15 protein-coding genes are annotated in these 17,554 nt (G+C 57.7%); 9 read left to right on the top strand and 6 right to left on the bottom strand.

Annotated elements, in window-relative coordinates; all coding sequences use genetic code 11:
* Positions 1 to 39: 39 nt before the first annotated feature.
* The 3 genes from IT895_RS04145 to IT895_RS04155 all read right to left on the bottom strand — a co-directional run bounded on the left by IT895_RS04145 (position 40) and on the right by IT895_RS04155 (position 3,268).
* Positions 40 to 1,422, bottom strand: coding sequence for an NAD-dependent succinate-semialdehyde dehydrogenase (locus tag IT895_RS04145; protein WP_199284790.1), 1,383 nt, complete (start codon positions 1,420 to 1,422; stop codon positions 40 to 42).
* Between the two features lie 212 nt (positions 1,423 to 1,634).
* Positions 1,635 to 2,261, bottom strand: a complete 627-nt coding sequence (gene msrA / locus IT895_RS04150) for a peptide-methionine (S)-S-oxide reductase MsrA (protein WP_442786529.1) — start codon at positions 2,259 to 2,261, stop codon at positions 1,635 to 1,637.
* Between the two features lie 98 nt (positions 2,262 to 2,359).
* Positions 2,360 to 3,268: a LysR family transcriptional regulator gene (locus tag IT895_RS04155; RefSeq protein ID WP_199284791.1), complete on the bottom strand. Its 909-nt coding sequence runs from the start codon at positions 3,266 to 3,268 to the stop codon at positions 2,360 to 2,362.
* 139 nt (positions 3,269 to 3,407) lie between these two features.
* On the opposite strand from IT895_RS04155, the gene IT895_RS04160 reads away from it, so the two are divergent.
* From IT895_RS04160 to IT895_RS04180, 5 genes are all read left to right on the top strand, one after another.
* The gene (locus tag IT895_RS04160) at positions 3,408 to 4,925 is read left to right on the top strand and encodes a CoA-acylating methylmalonate-semialdehyde dehydrogenase (protein ID WP_199284792.1); all 1,518 of its coding nucleotides are present in this window, start codon (positions 3,408 to 3,410) and stop codon (positions 4,923 to 4,925) included.
* Between the two features lie 26 nt (positions 4,926 to 4,951).
* On the top strand, positions 4,952 to 6,613 hold the full coding sequence (locus tag IT895_RS04165) for a GMC family oxidoreductase (protein ID WP_199284793.1): 1,662 nt from the start codon (positions 4,952 to 4,954) through the stop codon (positions 6,611 to 6,613).
* A 191-nt stretch (positions 6,614 to 6,804) separates the two neighbouring features.
* Positions 6,805 to 7,008, top strand: coding sequence for a cold-shock protein (locus IT895_RS04170; RefSeq protein ID WP_009101184.1), 204 nt, complete (start codon positions 6,805 to 6,807; stop codon positions 7,006 to 7,008).
* 158 nt (positions 7,009 to 7,166) lie between these two features.
* A complete protein-coding gene (locus IT895_RS04175) occupies positions 7,167 to 7,835 on the top strand; it encodes an alpha/beta hydrolase (protein WP_085920217.1) in 669 nt (222 codons plus the stop codon).
* Between the two features lie 48 nt (positions 7,836 to 7,883).
* Entirely contained in the window at positions 7,884 to 8,888 is a 1,005-nt protein-coding gene (locus IT895_RS04180) for a YihY/virulence factor BrkB family protein (protein ID WP_085920218.1), read from the top strand.
* Between the two features lie 55 nt (positions 8,889 to 8,943).
* On the opposite strand, the gene IT895_RS04185 is transcribed toward IT895_RS04180, so the two are convergent.
* Positions 8,944 to 10,353: a PhoH family protein gene (locus IT895_RS04185; RefSeq protein WP_085920219.1), complete on the bottom strand. Its 1,410-nt coding sequence runs from the start codon at positions 10,351 to 10,353 to the stop codon at positions 8,944 to 8,946.
* A 316-nt stretch (positions 10,354 to 10,669) separates the two neighbouring features.
* On the opposite strand from IT895_RS04185, the gene ybaK reads away from it, so the two are divergent.
* From ybaK to IT895_RS04200, 3 genes are all read left to right on the top strand, one after another.
* On the top strand, positions 10,670 to 11,137 hold the full coding sequence (ybaK, locus tag IT895_RS04190) for a Cys-tRNA(Pro) deacylase (RefSeq protein WP_199284794.1): 468 nt from the start codon (positions 10,670 to 10,672) through the stop codon (positions 11,135 to 11,137).
* 94 nt (positions 11,138 to 11,231) lie between these two features.
* Positions 11,232 to 12,629: an ATP-dependent RNA helicase DbpA gene (dbpA, locus tag IT895_RS04195; protein ID WP_199284795.1), complete on the top strand. Its 1,398-nt coding sequence runs from the start codon at positions 11,232 to 11,234 to the stop codon at positions 12,627 to 12,629.
* 45 nt (positions 12,630 to 12,674) lie between these two features.
* Positions 12,675 to 13,553 (top strand): PA4780 family RIO1-like protein kinase, encoded by an 879-nt coding sequence (locus IT895_RS04200; RefSeq protein WP_199284796.1) that lies wholly within the window; start codon positions 12,675 to 12,677, stop codon positions 13,551 to 13,553.
* A gap of 66 nt (positions 13,554 to 13,619) precedes the next feature.
* Here the strand turns inward: IT895_RS04200 and tkt are convergent, their stop codons facing one another.
* Both tkt and tal read right to left on the bottom strand, forming a co-directional pair.
* The gene (tkt, locus tag IT895_RS04205; protein ID WP_199284797.1) at positions 13,620 to 15,635 is read right to left on the bottom strand and encodes a transketolase; all 2,016 of its coding nucleotides are present in this window, start codon (positions 15,633 to 15,635) and stop codon (positions 13,620 to 13,622) included.
* A gap of 56 nt (positions 15,636 to 15,691) precedes the next feature.
* A complete protein-coding gene (gene tal / locus IT895_RS04210) occupies positions 15,692 to 16,639 on the bottom strand; it encodes a transaldolase (protein ID WP_085917890.1) in 948 nt (315 codons plus the stop codon).
* A 356-nt stretch (positions 16,640 to 16,995) separates the two neighbouring features.
* Between tal and IT895_RS04215 the strand changes: the two genes are divergently transcribed.
* A complete protein-coding gene (locus IT895_RS04215; RefSeq protein WP_085917889.1) occupies positions 16,996 to 17,469 on the top strand; it encodes an RpiB/LacA/LacB family sugar-phosphate isomerase in 474 nt (157 codons plus the stop codon).
* The last annotated feature ends 85 nt before the right edge of the window (positions 17,470 to 17,554 follow it).

The raw sequence follows: 17,554 nt of genomic DNA on the forward strand, positions 1-17,554 counted from the left end.
AGCCTGCGGCGTTTGCGTATCGGCTGGTGTGTCGTGCGGTTACTCCTTGACGACAATGACCGACTTGACGTTGACGAATTCATGCATGCCGAAGCCGCCGTGTTCACGCCCGTAGCCGGAATCCTTCACGCCGCCAAAGGGCATTTCCGGGGTGGCGACGCCAAAGCCGTTGATGAACACCATGCCGGTATCGAAATACTGGCTGGCAAGCTCGGTGGCGCGCTTCACATCCTTGGAGATGATACCGCCCCCCAGGCCATAACGGCTGTCGTTGGCGATGCGCATGGCGTCTTCATCATCTTTGGCGCGAATCAACGCGGCCACCGGGCCAAACAGCTCGTCATCGTAGGCGGGCTGGCCGGGGGTCACATTATCCAGAACGGTCACCGGGTAGAAGGCACCTTTGCCTTCCGGCTTCTCACCACCGCAGAGGATCTTCGCGCCTTTGCGCACGCTTTCTTCCACCTGCTCGTGAAGGCCGTCGCGAAGATCGACACGGGCCATTGGGCCTAGGTCGCTATCTTCTTTGGTCGGGTCGCCCGCTTTCAAGTCCTTCATACGTGCCACATAGCGCTCTTTGAAGGCTTCGTAGTTTTTCTCGGTGACCACAAAGCGTTTTGCCGCTACACAGGTTTGGCCGCCGTTAAACACGCGACCGGTCACGCAGGTATCTACCGCAACGTCCAGGTCGGCATCGTCCAGCACTAAGTAAGCATCGTTGGAGCCAAGCTCGAGTACCGTCTTTTTCAGATGCTCGGCTGCCTTGGCAGCGACCTTGCGGCCTGCACCGTCGCTGCCGGTCAGCGTGACGCCGCGCACCGCTTTGTGAGCGATAATTTCGTCGGAGACGTCATGAGAGATTACCAGCGTGCGGAAGACGTTTTCTGGCAGGCCCGCCTCGCGGTAGATTTTCTCAAGCAGCAGGCCACTGCCGGTGACGCATTCGGCATGCTTCAGCAGCACGGCATTGCCCGCCATGATGTTGGCGATCGAATAACGTACGACCTGGTAGGCGGGGAAGTTCCACGGCTGAATACCGTAGATGACGCCCATCGGTGAATAGGTCACGATGCCGCGCTCACCGTTGCTCGGGTTGCGTACTTCATCGGCGAGCGTTTCAGGGCCGTGTTCGGCGGTGTAATCGCAGATGCCCGCACACAGGCCGACTTCCTGATAGGCCTGCTCAGGCAGCTTGCCCATTTCTTTTACCATCAAGTCGGCGAGCTCTTCCTTGTGCGCTTTGAGCGCCTCGCCGATAGCTTTGACCACTTTTGCGCGGTGCTCAAGGGATTTAAGCCGCCAGTCGAGAAATGCTTGATGACTTGCCTCAACCACCTGAATCGCTTGACTGGCATCCATCAGCGGATAGGTTTCCAGCGTTTCGCCGGTGGTTGGGTTAACGGTAGTGATGCTGTTGCTCATAAGATCTCCTATCTTTAGATCAACATTTTTAAATCGATGCGGTTAGGTCAGCGCCTCATGAATAAAGGCTTGCTACCTTCGCAGGGCTTCAGCACAACGCATCCTGACGTTGATGTTTTAGACGACTGGTCTACTGTTGCTGCTTATTTACTGTAGTAGAAATAGCCGACGCTGCCTAATAGACACTCGCTATGACGTGACAAAAGCAGTGACTAGTCAAAGGTCGGTCCACCTGCCTCATCGCCCCACACGGCTTCCAAACGGTCATCGCGGCCACAGCTAAAGCGGTAGAACTTATAGCGTACGGGGTTTTTTTCGTAGTAGTTCTGGTGGTATTCCTCGGCCTCCCAGAAGGCCTCGGCGGGTAATATCTCGGTAGTGATCTCTTTTTCGAGACGTTCTTCCATGGCGGCTTTGGAGGCTTCAGCGAGGTCGCGCTGTTCGTCATTCTGATAAAAAATCGCCGAACGGTACTGGTCGCCGACATCGCAGAACTGGCGGCCGACCGCGAAGGGGTCGATGTTGCGCCAGTAAATTTCCAGCAACTGCTCGTAGCTGATCTGGTCCGCGTCGTATTCGACCTTGACCACTTCGATATGGTCGGTATCGCCGCTGCTGACGTCGTCGTAAGTAGGTTCTTCAAGCTCGCCGCCGGTATATCCCGATATCGTGGCCGTCACGCCAGGCTGACGGTCGTAAGGCGGCTCCATACACCAAAAGCAACCCCCGGCAAATACCGCTTCCGCGGGCGTTTCAGCCTGCAGCGATGTACTGGTGATGCCAATGGCGGCCGTAGCGATACCCAGAGCTAACGGGCGAAACGGTAGGTGTTGCATCATGAGGTTGACTCCCGGTAGGTGAACCATGCTGTCGTCAGTTCTGAGTTGTTAAGTCGCCGGGTAGTTCACTTTCCTTATAAGCGAACGCTATCCCCTCGTTAAACCCGGCCTTGGCGTGGGGGCCATACGTCGTCCAGGGTTTTTAGCGCGGCGGCGATGGGTGGCTCGACGGAACGATCGTGTCGCCAAATCAGGCCCAGTGAACAGGGCAGGCGAACATGCTCCGCCACGGCCAGGCCGCTCTCCTGACGTTCCGCCATGGCCAGGGCATCCCGTGCCAGGCTAAGGCCCACGCCGGCGCGCACTAGATCGAGCATGCAGGCTTCCTGGTCGACCTGGGCGACACGGTTTGGCGTGATGCCGCCGTCGGCCAGGCGATGGTGAAGGAGCCGGTGGTGGACGGAGTCGGGGGGCGTGACGATCCACGGTAGACGGGCCAGAGACGTCCAGCGGGTGTCTGCCAGCCGCGCCTCCCAGCCGGCAGGGGCAATCACGTGATAGTCAAACTGGGTCAGCTCTCGCCAGGCCAGCGCCGAGTGGCCGGTACCTTCACCCGGGGGCGCCAGGTAAAAGCCCACGTCCAGCTCACCCTTTTCAATGCGCGTCAGTACGCGGCCACTCATGCCGTGGTGCAGCTCGGTTTCCAGCTGTGGCGCCCTGAGCATCAGGCGGCTTAAAAAAGCTCCCAGACGAATAAACTCGGGGTCGACGATGGTGCCGATGGTCAGTTTGCCGCGCAGCGTGCTGTGCAGGGCGCTGGCGGTTTGTTCAAAAGCGCTGGCGCTGGCCAATGCCTTTTCGGCGGCCGGCAGGAGAGCAAGGCCGTCGGCGGTCAGGCTCAGGCCTTGAGGACGTCGGTTGAAGAGAGCGAGCCCCAGGCTGGCCTGAAGCTGCTTCAACTTTAGGCTTACGGCGGGCTGGGTGAGGTGCAGTTGCTCGGCGGCGCGTGACACGCTGCCAGCGCGGGCAACCGCCACGAACGCCCGTAGTGTGGCGTATTCCTGCATGGGCGACCTTCTTGATGCGCATTGTTATTAATCAAGCTTATATCGTGGTTAAAAATTACTCAATTGATTGCCCCCGTTAGGCGGTTAATCTGGTGTTACCGCTATTTTAACTATCACGATACTTATAAAGGTTGCTTCCATGACCACCACAACGACCACCGCTATCCAGCATTTTATTAATGGCCAGGTAAGCCAGGGCACTGGCGATGCCCAGGACGTGTTTAATCCCGCGACGGGCCAGGTTAGCGGGCGCGTGTCGTTAGCCGGTGAGCACGATGTGAATGCCGCCGTGGACGCCGCCCAGGCTGCGTTTCCTGCCTGGGCCGATACGCCGGCCATTCGCCGCGCGCGGGTGATGTTCAGGTTTCTGGAGTTGCTCAACGCCAATAAAGACGCGTTGGCCGAGGCGATCACCAAAGAGCACGGCAAGGTGTTTACCGATGCCCAGGGTGAAGTGGCGCGGGGTATCGATATCGTCGAGTTCGCCTGCGGTATTCCCCAGTTGATGAAGGGCGACTATACCGAACAGGTGAGCACCGGTATCGATAACTGGACGGTACGCCAGCCGCTAGGTGTAGTGGCGGGGATTACGCCGTTCAACTTCCCCGTCATGGTGCCCATGTGGATGTTTCCTGTGGCCATTGCGACGGGTAATACGTTTATCCTCAAGCCGAGCCCGCTGGACCCCAGCGCCTCATTGATGATTGCCGACCTGCTCAAGCAAGCCGGTTTGCCCAATGGTGTGTTCAACGTGCTGCAGGGCGGTAAAGACGCGGTTGAGCGGCTGCTGGATCACCCTGACGTCAAGGCACTGTCGTTTGTCGGCTCCACGCCCATCGCCAACCTCATTTACGAGCGCGGTGCCCGCCACGGGAAACGCGTCCAGGCGCTCGGCGGGGCGAAAAACCATATGGTGGTGATGCCCGATGCACATCTGGATAAGGCCGTTGATGCTCTGGTCGGCGCCGCCTATGGCTCAGCGGGCGAGCGCTGCATGGCAATCAGTGTGGCCGTGTTGGTGGGTGATGTGGCCGATAAGATCGTGCCAGCGCTTGCGGAGCGCGCCAAGTCCCTCAAAGTGAAAAACGGTATGCAACTGGACGCTGAAATGGGCCCGATTGTGACCCGCGAAGCGCACCAGCGCATTACCGGTTACATCGACAAAGGCGTGGCCGAGGGGGCCGAACTGCTGGTTGACGGGCGCGAGTTTGACGCTTCACAGACCGGCGACGGCTGCGCAGATGGTTTCTGGATGGGCGGTACGCTGTTTGACCACGTCACCCCGGACATGACGATCTACAAAGAAGAGATTTTTGGCCCGGTACTGGTCTGCGTGCGGGTTCCCGATGCGGCCACGGCGATTCAATTGATCAACGACCATGAGTTTGGCAACGGCGTCAGCTGTTTCACTGAAAGCGGCAGCGTGGCACGGGAGTTTGGTCGTCGCATTCAAGTGGGCATGGTGGGTATCAACGTGCCGATTCCGGTGCCCATGGCCTGGCACGGCTTTGGCGGCTGGAAGCGCTCGTTGTTCGGCGATACCCATGCCTACGGCGAGGAAGGCGTGCGTTTCTACACCAAGCAGAAGTCGATCATGCAGCGCTGGTCCGACTCGATCAATGGCGGGGCGGACTTTGTCATGCCCACGGCTAAGTAACGCGCTCTCTTTGCTGGAGATAGCTCATGTCCGATACCTCTCATCAGTTTGACTACATCGTGGTCGGCGCCGGCACCGCCGGATGTCTGCTGGCCAATCGATTGAGCGCCAACCCCGATCATCGGGTGCTACTGATCGAGGCGGGCGGGCGCGATAACTATCACTGGATTCATATTCCGGTGGGTTACCTTTACTGCATCAATAACCCGCGCACTGACTGGATGTTCCGCACCGAGCCGGATAAAGGGCTCAACGGTCGCTCGTTGATTTACCCGCGGGGCAAGACCCTGGGCGGCTGTTCGAGCATCAACGGCATGCTGTATATCCGAGGCCAGGCGCGGGATTATAACCACTGGGCCGAGGTGACCGGCGACGATGCCTGGCGCTGGGAAAACTGCCTGCCTGATTTTATCAAGCACGAACACCATCATCGTCTGGACGAAGGTGGCGATGCTGATCCCGAGCACCGCGACTTCCATGGCCACGGCGGTGAATGGCGGGTGGAAAAGCAGCGGTTAAGCTGGCAAGTGCTGGATGATTTTGCTGAAGCAGCGGCACAGTCAGGTATTCCCCGGACACGCGACTTTAATCGCGGCGACAACGAAGGGGTGGACTACTTTGAGGTCAATCAGCGCGCCGGTTGGCGTTGGAATACATCAAAAGCGTTTTTGAAGCCGGTGCGACAGCGTCATAACCTGACCGTCTGGCACTCAACCCATGTCAACCAACTCCTATTTGCTAACGATGGCACAACACCCCACTGTGTGGGTGCCGAGGTGGTGCGCAACGGTGAAACGCTGCGTGTGGGCGCCAACCGGGAAGTGATCCTGTCTGCCGGGTCGATTGGTTCGCCTCAGTTGTTGCAGCTTTCCGGCATTGGTCCCGCTGACCTGCTGGCCGAGCACGATATCGAGGCAGTGAGCGCCTTGCCCGGCGTGGGCGAAAACCTGCAGGATCACCTGCAAATCCGCTCGGTGTATAAGGTTCAGGGGGGTAAAACGCTCAACACGATAGCCAATTCCCTGGTAGGCAAGGCTAAAATTGGCCTGGAATATGCCCTTAAACGTACTGGTCCCATGAGCATGGCGCCGTCACAGCTGTGCATATTTACGCGCAGCTCCGAGGAGTATGACGACGCCAATATCCAGTATCACGTTCAGCCGTTAAGCCTGGAAGCGTTTGGTCAGCCGCTGCACCCCTATGCCGCGATTACGGCGAGCGTGTGTAACCTGAATCCCAGCAGCCGCGGGACGGTCAGGATTAAAAGCCGCGACCCGCGCCAGGCACCGGCGATAGCGCCGAATTACCTGAGTACGCCGGAGGATCGCCAGGTGGCGGCTGATTCCTTGCGGGTCACGCGTAGAATTGCCGAGCAGCCGGCCTTTGCGAAGTATCAGCCTGAGGAAGTAAAACCGGGCCTTGAGTACCAGAGCGACGACGAGCTGGCGCGCCTGGCAGGTGATATTGGCACGACGATTTTTCATCCGGTGGGCACCGCGCGGATGGGGCGAGACGACGATCCCATGGCCGTGGTCGATAGCCGACTGCGGGTTCGGGGTGTCACTGGCCTTCGGGTGGCGGATGCCAGCGTGATGCCGACGATCACCAGCGGCAACACCAATTCACCGACGCTGATGATCGCTGAAAAAGCCGCAGGGTGGATACTTTCGGCGCGGTCATCGTACTGACACTTTTTTACGCGATAGTATTGACGTGTGCTGAAACAAGGCGCATTCTTCTGAGCAGTAGGTTAGCAAGTCGAACGTTGTCAGCAGTATCGAAGCGCCGCAAGCGTTGAGTCTGGTGAAAGTTTCTTGTTCTACCCACTGCAACTCGGGTATTACCCGGCTTTAAATACGCTTTATCGAGGATTTCGATCATGGCAACTGGTACCGTTAAGTGGTTTAACGACACTAAAGGCTTCGGCTTCATTTCTCCGGACGACAACGGCGACGACCTGTTCGCGCATTTCTCCGAAATTCAGGCTGACGGCTTCAAAACTCTGCAAGACGGTCAGAAGGTTTCCTTCGACGTCACCCAGGGTAAAAAAGGCCTTCAGGCTTCCAACATCAAAGTTCTGTAATTCAGAACGATGATGTGTGCCATCAGCCGATAGCTGATGTGCTGAAAAACCCCGCTTATGCGGGGTTTTTTGTATGTGTATGAAAAATCGCCACATTACTCGCCCTAGACGTTGCTTTGCGCTAGGGTGAGGTTTTTTTAAGCAAGGGATGAATCATCATGACAGCGCCTGGCGAACTCATTATCGAGCCGAAAAGCGGTAAACCCGCCGATGCGTGTGTGTTCATATTGCATGGTTTAGGTGCCGACGGGCATGATTTTGAACCTTTAGTTCCCGCGCTGGGTTTGCCGGCCAGCGCCAATGTACGTTTTATCATGCCTCACGCCCCGCGTTTGCCGGTGACCATCAACGGCGGGATGGTGATGCCTGCCTGGTACGATATCCTGGCGATGGACCTGGGCCGCCGGGTCGATGAAGCGCAGCTAAAGGTTTCGGCCAAGCGTATTCAAACGCTGATTCATGAGCAGATTGATCAGGGTATCGATAGCCAGCGGATTATTGTGGCGGGATTTTCCCAGGGCGGCGCCGTTGCTTATCATGCCGCGCTTTCGTTTCCCGAGCCGCTTGGCGGGCTCTTGGCAATGTCGACCTACTTCGCCACCGCCGACAGCATTGATCTGGCCGAAGCCAATCGACAGATTCCCATTGAGGTTCAGCATGGCAGCTTTGACCCCATCGTGCCGGAAAGCTTGGGCAAAAGCGGCGCTGACCGCTTAACGAGTCTGGGCTATGCCGTCAATTACCGGCAGTACTCCATGGCCCACTCGCTTTGCCCTCAGCAGGTAAGCGATATTGGGCGCTGGCTTTTACAGCGCCTGAGCAGCTAATTAAAACATTGACGCTGTGCTGGTAAGCGTTATTTCAGGAGTAGGCGCATGTTTCGACCCTCGCGTGGCCGCCAAGCCGAACTCCCCAACGAAATTCCCAAGCCAGGCTGGCACGACATCGTCTGGCGTGTTTTGCGCTCGGCACGTCGTGACCGCATCATGCTGCTGGCAGCGGGTGTTGCCTTCTACGCGCTGCTTGCGTTGTTTCCGACCATTGCGGCGGTTATCTCTCTATGGGGGCTGTTTTCCGATCCGAATGAAGCAAGCCAGCAACTCTACAACCTCATCCGTTTGATGCCCCCCGAGGCGGCACAACTGATCGACAACCAGGCTCAGGAGGTGGTGGATAGCGTTGGGTCGAGTAATGAAATGGCGGCGCTGGTGAGCCTGTTGATTGCCATGTATATCGCCTCCAAGGGGGTCAGTGGCCTGATCGTGGGGCTGAACGTGGTGTATGGCGAACAGGAGCAACGCAGCGTTTGGCGTTTGGCTTTGCTGGTTACCACCATGACGCTCGGCATGATTGGCATGACGCTTCTGACGCTGGGATTCATAGGCCTGGTGCCGATGCTGGTCGATGCATTGGCGGTTGTTACCCCTCTGGACCGGATTATTGATTTCATGCGCTGGCCAGCCTTGCTGGTGATGATGAGTGCTGTCATCGCGCTGCTTTATCGCTTTGCGCCCTACCGGCGTGCCGCAAAATGGGAGTGGCTGAGTGTCGGCACCATGGTGGCAACGCTGCTTTGGCTGTTGGGGTCGGGCGGACTGTCGCTTTACGTGCGCTACTTTTCCAACTTCAGCGAGCTATACGGCTCCCTGGGGGCTGTAGTGGTACTGATGCTGTGGTTTTTACTCTCGGCGTTTGTAGTATTGCTGGGTGCCGAAATCAACTGCGAGCTGGAGCGTCAGACCCGCCAGGACACGACCATTGGTCAGGAACGCCCGCTGGGACAGCGCGAGGCCTACGCCGCCGACACCCTGGGGCGTCAGCATCCGTGGCACGAAAAGGACGACACCAAAATGCCGGGGGATAATAACCGCCACGACTAATCTGATGCGCTCCGCCTCCTGCCTTAGGGCAGGAGGCGGGCTTGGTTTTAAAGCGTTACAGGAGTTCTTCGGCGGCCAGGGCCAGGCGGGAACGCTCGACGCTTTTCAGCGTGATATGCCCGGCATGGGGCCAGTCGCGGAATCGCTCTACCACGGCGGCCATGCCGCAGGTATTGGCGGTCAGGTAAGGGGTGTCGATCTGTCCTACATTGCCCAAGCAGACTATTTTGGTATTGCGCCCGGCCCGGGTGACCAGCGATTTTAGCTGCTTGGGCGTGAAGTTCTGCGCCTCGTCGATGATCAGAAAGGTGTCGTTGAGGGTACGCCCGCGCATGAAGCTGGGCGCGCGTATTTGTACCCGAGAGCCGATCAGCTGCCGTGTGGCGCCGTTGTCCCAGGTGGACTCGCCTTCATCGTTACGTAACAGGTTATCCATGTTGTCGTGGAAGGCGCCCATCCACGGCGACATTTTCTCCTCCTCGGTGCCGGGTAGAAAGCCGATATCCTCGCCCATGGGAATCGGCGCGCGGGTAAACACAATGCGTTCGAACTGCTTTTGATCCAGGGTCTGCTGGAAGGCGGCGGCTAGTGTCATGTAGGTTTTGCCGGTACCCGCGTTACCGGCGATGGTGACCAGGTCGATCTCCGGATCCATCAGCAGGTTGAGGGTGAAGTTTTGCCGACTGTCGTGGGCGTGAACTCCCCAAACGCCCGCATGGTGACGGTAGTTGGTGAGCAGTTGTAGCCGTGCCGAGGTAGGCCCCAGCTCGCGGATGATCGCCTCGAACTCAGCACCGTTTTCGCTATCCGACACCAGCATACCCACGTGCCAGTGACGCGGCATGTCGCCACTTAGTTGGTAGAAGGTGTGATGGTCGATGCGTTCGACGGTCACCTCCACGTTAAGCGCTTCCCAAAGCGAGGCGCCGTGCGGGCCTGCAGAGGTGTATACCTGGGCGCCTTCGATCATCGCGTCGCTGTCGTCGAACGCACGATCATTCAGGTAATCCTCGACGGGCACTTTCAACGCTGCTGCCTTGACGCGCAGGTTGATATCTTTGGTGATCAGGATCACCGAGGCATCGGGGCGTTCTTCGCGCAGCCGACAGGTTTCGGCGAGGATACGGTTATCGGGGCTGTCGTCCAGGGAGTCAAAGGGTTTGAGGTCGCGGTAGCAAAGAAAATGCAGCTTGCCGGACTCCCCGGTGATACGTGGAATCGGGATGCCGCTTTGAATTTCGTCGAAGGTGACCTGGCTGGTGAGGTCTGAAAGCGTACGGCTGATCTGGCGCGCTGTACGGGCGATTTCGCGGATACCGTTTTTGTGCTTGTCCAACTCCTCCAGGACGGTCATGGGGATAACGACATCGTGCTCGTCAAAGTGGTAGAGCGCGGCGGGGTCATGAATCAGGACATTGGTGTCCAACACGTAAAGCCTGGTTGCTTTCTTATCGAGTCGTACCATCGTGGCATTCACTCCGTGGTTGACGGCAACGTCGACACTGGCAGGTGCGTCTTACGTCCTAATGACACTTGCCTGTGTCGTTAAGATGGCGTGTCCTGGTACCTCCTTATTTAGCGCTTTTTAATAGCTTGGAAGGCATTGGTGTTTTTTGCCAATAAATCTCTTTCAACGAACGATGTCAACGCGAAGCGAGCGCTCTGAGGCTGGCATCTATTATGCTATCGTCGATGACGGCGCTTGGAGCGCAGGCTCGCCCGTTGCCGCGTATCAATCCGACGACTTAAACGAAGAACACTGTGTTGGCGATGAGGTTTCCATGACACCCGCGATTAATAGCGCAAAACGCGCAGGCATTGCCTTTCAAGTTCACGAATACACTCACGAGCCGACGGCCGAATCCTACGGTATGGAAGCAGCGGAGAAGCTCGGCATTGCGGCTGAGCAGGTATTTAAAACGCTGGTCTTGAAATTGGACAGCAAGCAGCTGGCGGTGGGGGTTGTGCCCGTCACAGGGCAACTGAACCTGAAACAGATCGCCAAAGCCGCCGGGGCCAAAAAAGCCGCCATGGCGCAACCCGATGAAGTGGAACGCACAACGGGTTATGTGCTGGGGGGTGTCAGCCCGCTGGGGCAGAAAAAGCGTCTGGCTACCTTTATCGACTGCTCTGCCGACGCGTTCGCCACGATTTATGTCAGCGCTGGAAGGCGCGGGCTTGAAATCGAGCTGGCGCCCAAGGATCTGCAAGCCCTCAGCCAAGCGCAACTGGCCCCTATCCTGGCATGACAACAGGGCGCGAGGAGGCGCTTTCTGGTATGGTGCGAGGCATTAAGGCCGCTCATGCTTAGCGGGGTATTTTCGCCCCTTCAGGAATTTTTCTGTGTCCGACACTTCTTTTGCTTCTCTGGCGCTGCCTAGCGCACTCGCCAGTAATCTCGACTCGCTGGGCTATCACCACATGACGCCGGTTCAGGCACAAAGCCTGCCGCCCATGCTGGCCGGCCGCGATGTCATGGCCCAGGCCAAAACCGGCTCGGGTAAAACCGCCGCCTTTGGACTGGCATTGCTGGCCGAGCTGCGCGTCGAGGCGTTCGCCGTTCAGGGGCTGGTGCTGTGCCCCACCCGGGAGCTTGCTGATCAGGTGGCTGAGGAACTACGCCGCCTGGCCCGAGCAATGCCCAACGTGAAAATCCTCACACTTTGCGGGGGCGCGCCGCTGGGGCCACAGCTTTCGTCGTTGGACCACGGTGCGCATATCGTGGTCGGCACACCGGGGCGCATTGACGAGCACTTGCGTAAAGGCTCTCTGACGCTTGGCTCGCTAACGACTCTGGTGCTGGATGAAGCTGACCGCATGCTGGATATGGGCTTTCAGGAAACGATCGACGCCATCATTGCCGACACCCCGGCCGACCGCCAGACGCTGCTGTTTAGCGCCACCTTCCCCGATGAGCAGACATCCGGCGGACTGGCGGCGATGACACGCGGCGTGATGCAGGACCCGGTGACGGTCAAGGTGGCCGAGGTTCATGACGCCACCACCATCGACCAGCATTTCTATCAAGTCGCAAGTGAAGACGCCCGCTTTGCCGCACTCAAACAGCTGCTGTTGGTTAACCGGCCGACCACCAGCGTGGTGTTCTGCAATACCAAGCGCGAGACTCAGGCGGTGGCCGACCAACTGGTAGATGCCGGTTTTAGTGCGGTCGCGCTGCACGGTGATCTGGAGCAGAAAGACCGCGACCGACTGCTTGTCTTGTTTGCCAATCAAAGCGCGTCTATTTTGGTAGCCACCGACGTGGCAGCCCGTGGATTGGATATTGCCCAACTGGATGCGGTGTTCAACTACCAGATCGCCCGTGAGCTGGATGTCCACGTCCACCGCGTGGGTCGCACCGGGCGGGCTGGGGCGAGCGGCATTGCCTGTACCCTGGTAACCCCCAAGGAAACCTACCGGCTGGAAAAGCTGGCCGACGTGTTGGGTGAAACCCTGACCACCGAGCCGCTGCCCAAGGTGACCAATGCTATGCCGTTCGAGCCACCCATGGCCACCCTGCAACTGGCTGGCGGCAAGAAAGACAAGTTGCGTCCCGGCGATATTTTGGGTGCACTGACCAGTGAAGGCGGCTTGCGCGGTGACCAGGTAGGCAAGATAAAAGTGCTTGCTCGCAGCGCCTACGTGGCGGTTGTACGGGACCGGGTTCAGCAGGCCCAGGCAAAGCTTGAGCGTGATAAGTTGAAAGGGCGAGCCTTTCGCGTCCGTCGCATTCGCCATTAAGTGTCTATTTGAGCGTGAACTAAAAAGGAGCCAACGCAGCGACCCATGAAAATTCCTAAACGATTACAGCCCTTGGTCGATGACGGCATGATCGACGAAGTACTGATGCAATTGATGAGCGGTAAGGAAGCCCAGGTTTATGTGGTGCGCTGCGGCGAAGAAGAGCGCTGTGCCAAGGTCTTCAAAGAAGCCAAGCAGCGTAGCTTCAAGCAGGCGGCCCAGTACCAGGAAGGACGTAAAGAGCGTAATACCCGCCGCGCCAGAGCGATGTCCAAGAAAACCCGTTACGGACAGAAAGAGCAGGAGCAGGCCTGGCTCAATGCAGAAGTCGATGCGCTTTACCGGCTGGCCGGTGCAGGTGTGCGGGTGCCCGAGCCCCATGGCTTTGTGGATGGCGTCCTGCTGATGGAAATGATCACCGACGCCGACGGCAACGTGGCCCCACGGCTCGATGAAGTCACCTTGACGCCTGAGCAGGCAGAGGCCTACTACGCGAAGGTGATTCAGGACGTGGTACGCATGCTGTGCGCCGGTTTGATTCACGGCGATCTGTCGGAGTTCAACGTGCTGGTAGATGCCCATGGTCCGGTGATTATCGACCTTCCCCAGGCCGTGGATGCCGCCGGTAATAATAGCGCCGCGGCGATGCTATATCGCGATGTGGATAACATGCGCAACTATTTCGGCCAGTACGCCCCCGCGCTTCTCGATACCCATTATGGTAAAGAAATGTGGGCGCTGTACGAATCCGGCGAGCTGCACCCCGACAGCAAGCTCACCGGTCATTTCGACTTTGATACCCACATCGCCGATGTGGATGAACTGATGGAAGTCATCGACGACGCCAAAGAGGAAGAAGCAGAGCGCCAGGCGCGCATGCGCGACGATGGTGAGGATGATGGCGAGATTCCACAGCCTTACTGATCCCGCAATGAATAGGCTCCTCTGGCCTTGTGCCAGCGCGAGGCGCTGTTGCAATGCGATCAAGGCCTAGCCGAGTAGCTCATTGGCCTGTTTAACGACGTTTTCGACGGTAAAACCGAAATGCATGAACAGGTCGCCCGCCGGGGCCGATTCGCCGTAGGTGGTCATGCCGATCACCCGGCCATCCAGGCCCACGTACTTGTACCAGTAGTCCGCATGCCCGGCTTCGATGGCGATACGCTTGGTGACCGCCTTGGGCAGTACGCTTTCACGGTATTCGGCATCCTGGCCGTTAAAACGGTAGGCCGAGGGCATGGACACCACACGGACGGCCTTGCCCTGCTGCTCGAGCTCAGCGGCGGCGTCCATCGCCAACGACACTTCTGAGCCGGTGGCAATCAGAATCAGCTCGGGCGTTACGGGCGTGCCTTCACTGTCCTTGAGAACAGGGTCTTTAAGCACGTACGCCCCGTTTTGAATCGACGCCAGCTGTGCCTTGGTGCGCTGCTGATGGGGCAGGCCCTGACGCGAGAGAACCAGCGCGGTGGGGCCGGAGTGGCGTTTGAGGGCGGCGTCCCAGGCCGCCACGGTTTCCACCGCATCGCAAGGGCGCCAGGTGTTCAGGTTGGGCGTGGTGCGCAGGCTGGTCAGCTGCTCGATCGGTTGGTGGGTCGGGCCATCTTCGCCAAGGCCGATGGAGTCATGGGTGAAGACGTAAATCGCCTGTTGCCCCATCAGCGATGCCATGCGCACTGAATTACGCATGTACTCCATGAAAATCAGGAAGGTCGCCCCGAACGGCACAAAGCCGCCGTGCAGGCCAATCCCGTTCATGACCGCGCCCATGCCAAACTCGCGCACGCCATAGTGCAGGTAGTTGCCACTGGCGTCTTCCGGCGTGATCGCTTTGGCGCCGTTCCAGAACGTCAGGTTCGATGGGGCCAGGTCGGCACTGCCGCCCAATAGCTCCGGCATCTGCGGGCCAATCACGTTTAACGTTTCAAAGGAGGCCTTGCGTGAGGCAATGCTGTCGCCCTTTTCCTGGGCTTGCTCAAGCAGCGCTTCGGTGGGCAGCTCCGCAGGCAGCTGCGCCTTCATACGGCGCTGGAACTCGCGTGCTTCGGCGGGGAACGCCTCCGCATAGCGGTCAAACCGGGCATTCCATGCCTGCTGGTGCGCGCGGCCGGCTTCGCGGGCATCCCAGGCTGAATAGATTGGCTCTGGAACATGGAAGGGTGCATGGGGCCAGCCCAGTTGCTCGCGGGCGGCCGCCACTTCGTCATCCCCCAATGCCGCCCCATGGGCTTCTTCCTTGCCCTGCTTGTTAGGGGCACCAAAGCCGATGATGGTTTTGCAGATAATCAGGCTGGGTTTGTCATCGTGGCTTTTGGCCAGTTCAATGGCCGCGTTGACCTCGTCCGGGTTGTGGCCGTCAACCGTCGGCACCACGTGCCAGCCGTACGCCTCAAAACGTTTCGCCGTATCGTCGGTAAACCAGCCTTTCACTTCGCCGTCGATGGAGATGCCGTTATCGTCATACACCGCAATCAGTTTGCCGAGCTGCTGGGTGCCCGCCAGCGACGCCGCTTCGTGGGAAATGCCCTCCATCAGGCAGCCGTCACCCAGGAAGCACCAGGTGTGGTGGTCGACGATGGTGTGGCCAGGACGGTTGAACTGCGCCGCCAGGGTTTTTTCGGCGATGGCAAAGCCCACGGCGTTGGCAAAGCCCTGCCCCAACGGGCCGGTGGTGGTTTCAATGCCCGGTGCGTAGCCGTATTCCGGGTGCCCGGCGGTCGGCGAGTGCAACTGGCGGAAATTCTGCAGTTGTTCCAGGCTGAGCTCATAACCGGTCAGGTGCAGCAGCGAATAGAGCAGCATGGAGCCGTGTCCGTTGGACAGCACGAACCGATCACGATCGGCCCATTTCGGGTCTTCGGGGTTGTGCTTGAGGTGGTCATTCCACAGCACTTCGGCAATATCCGCCATCCCCATGGGCGCGCCCGGATGGCCGGACTTGGCCTTCTGGACGGCATCCATGGAAAGGGCGCGAATGGCATTGGCCAGCTCAAAACGGTTATTCATATCAGTGGTACCTTGGTTGTTGTATTGAGTAGCTTGTTATATTGGATAGCTTGTCGTTAGGCGCGAGCAGCCAAGCGTTGCGTGATCAGCGACTCTAATGTCTGTTGGTCGCAGGCGAAACGGCGGATCCCGTCAGCCAGCATCTCGTTGGCCATGGCATCTTGGTTATGCTGCCAACGAAACGCTGCTTCTGATAGCGGTGTGGATGGTTCGTGGGTGACAGATTGTGATTGGATGTTGGAGGCCACTTCTCCCACCATGCTATCAAGCTGCTCTAGCAGTGCGGGAGAAATGGTCAGGCGATGGCAGCCCGCCAACGTCAGGACCTGATCGATGGTACGGAAACTTGCCCCCATAACGACTGTGTCGTAACGACCAGCGTCAGCCCTCTCGCAAATCCCTTTTACGAATAGCACGCCAGGATCGTCTTCTGGCGTGAACTGCTTACCTGTCGCCTTTTGGTACCAATCGCTAACGCGGCCAACGAAGGGCGAGATCAGATATACCCCTGCATCAAAGCAGGCCTGCGCCTGAGCATCGCTGAACAAGAGTGTCAAGTTGCAGTTGATCCCCTCGCGCTCGAGTTGCTCAGCCGCACGGATCCCTTCCCAGGTAGACGCAAGCTTGATCAGCACGCGGTTGCGGTTAATCCCTAGTTTCTCGTAGCGCTCAATCAGTTCGTAGGCCTTGCGGATACTGGCTTGGGAATCAAAAGAAAGGTGTGCGGACACCTCTGTTGATATTCGTCCAGGTATCACGTTGGCAATTTGCCCGCCGATCGCCACTGAAAGCTGGTCAACTATTCGGCTCGGGTCGTTCTCATCACGACGTGATTCAGCGAGCACTCTATCGATCATCTCTTGATAACGAGGCAGCTCGAAGGCCTTGAGTATCAAAGAGGGGTTAGTGGTGGCGTCCTGTGGTTGATAGCGCTTTATGGCATCCAGGTCGCCCGTGTCGGCCACGACCAGTGAGTGTTCGCGTAATCCATCCAGAAGCGACATAGTCGACTCTCCTTAAAAAATGAACGGTATCCGATCAAATGATTGATCATTTTTGGCGATTTAGTCAAATCCAGTCGCTAGGAGCACCCGTGTTACAGCTATCAAACAAAAGTATAACTCTTTGTTTTGTCAGCGGTGTTTGTTTTGTTTTCATTTAAAAACAGTTGTTTGCGTATTTTTTGCCATTTAACCGTCCTTCCTTCCGTACTTAGAAAGCCATGATCTTATGATCAATGTGTTTACAAATGATAGGCAGGTGATAAATTGAATAGCGTCAGTAGACGATTGGTAGCTGTGAAGTGGTGCTTATCACTGTCAGTCGTTCACGTTTCTATTTTCTGGAAGGGAGAGCATGAATGCCCAATGTGACACATTCTCTTAAAGTCGCGATTGGCGGTGATGAGGCGGCTTACGAGCTGAAAGAAATTCTCATTGGCCATGTCCGTGAGCTAGGCTATGAAGTCGAGGATTTTGGTACTTTTAATGCAGAACCGGTGCTGTATCCCGATGTTGCCTTTGAGGTGGCCACGGCGATTAAGGAGGGTCGCTTCGATCGGGCCGTGCTGGTATGTGGGACGGGAATCGGGGTGGCTATTTCTGCCAATAAGGTACCCGGCATCCGCGCTGCACAGGCACATGATACCTATTCGGCTGGTAAGGCCAGAACCAGCAATGATGCACAGATCGTCACATTAGGGGGGAGGGTGGTCGGGCACGAACTCGCTAAGTCGATTGTATCGACCTTTTTGGGCAGTACGTTTTCAGGTGGGCCATCTGAATTAAAAATAGCCAGGATTGCAGAGTATGAGTCTCGGATGAGTGCCCGGTAAGCATAAGTCGCTGGCATTCGCCGACACTGATTTATAACCACATAGTAACAACAACGCCAAGCAAGCTGTGATAACACGGTCTGTG

It is taken from the genome of Halomonas sp. A40-4, from assembly GCF_015767635.1.
GTDB classification, from domain to species: domain Bacteria; phylum Pseudomonadota; class Gammaproteobacteria; order Pseudomonadales; family Halomonadaceae; genus Vreelandella; species Vreelandella janggokensis.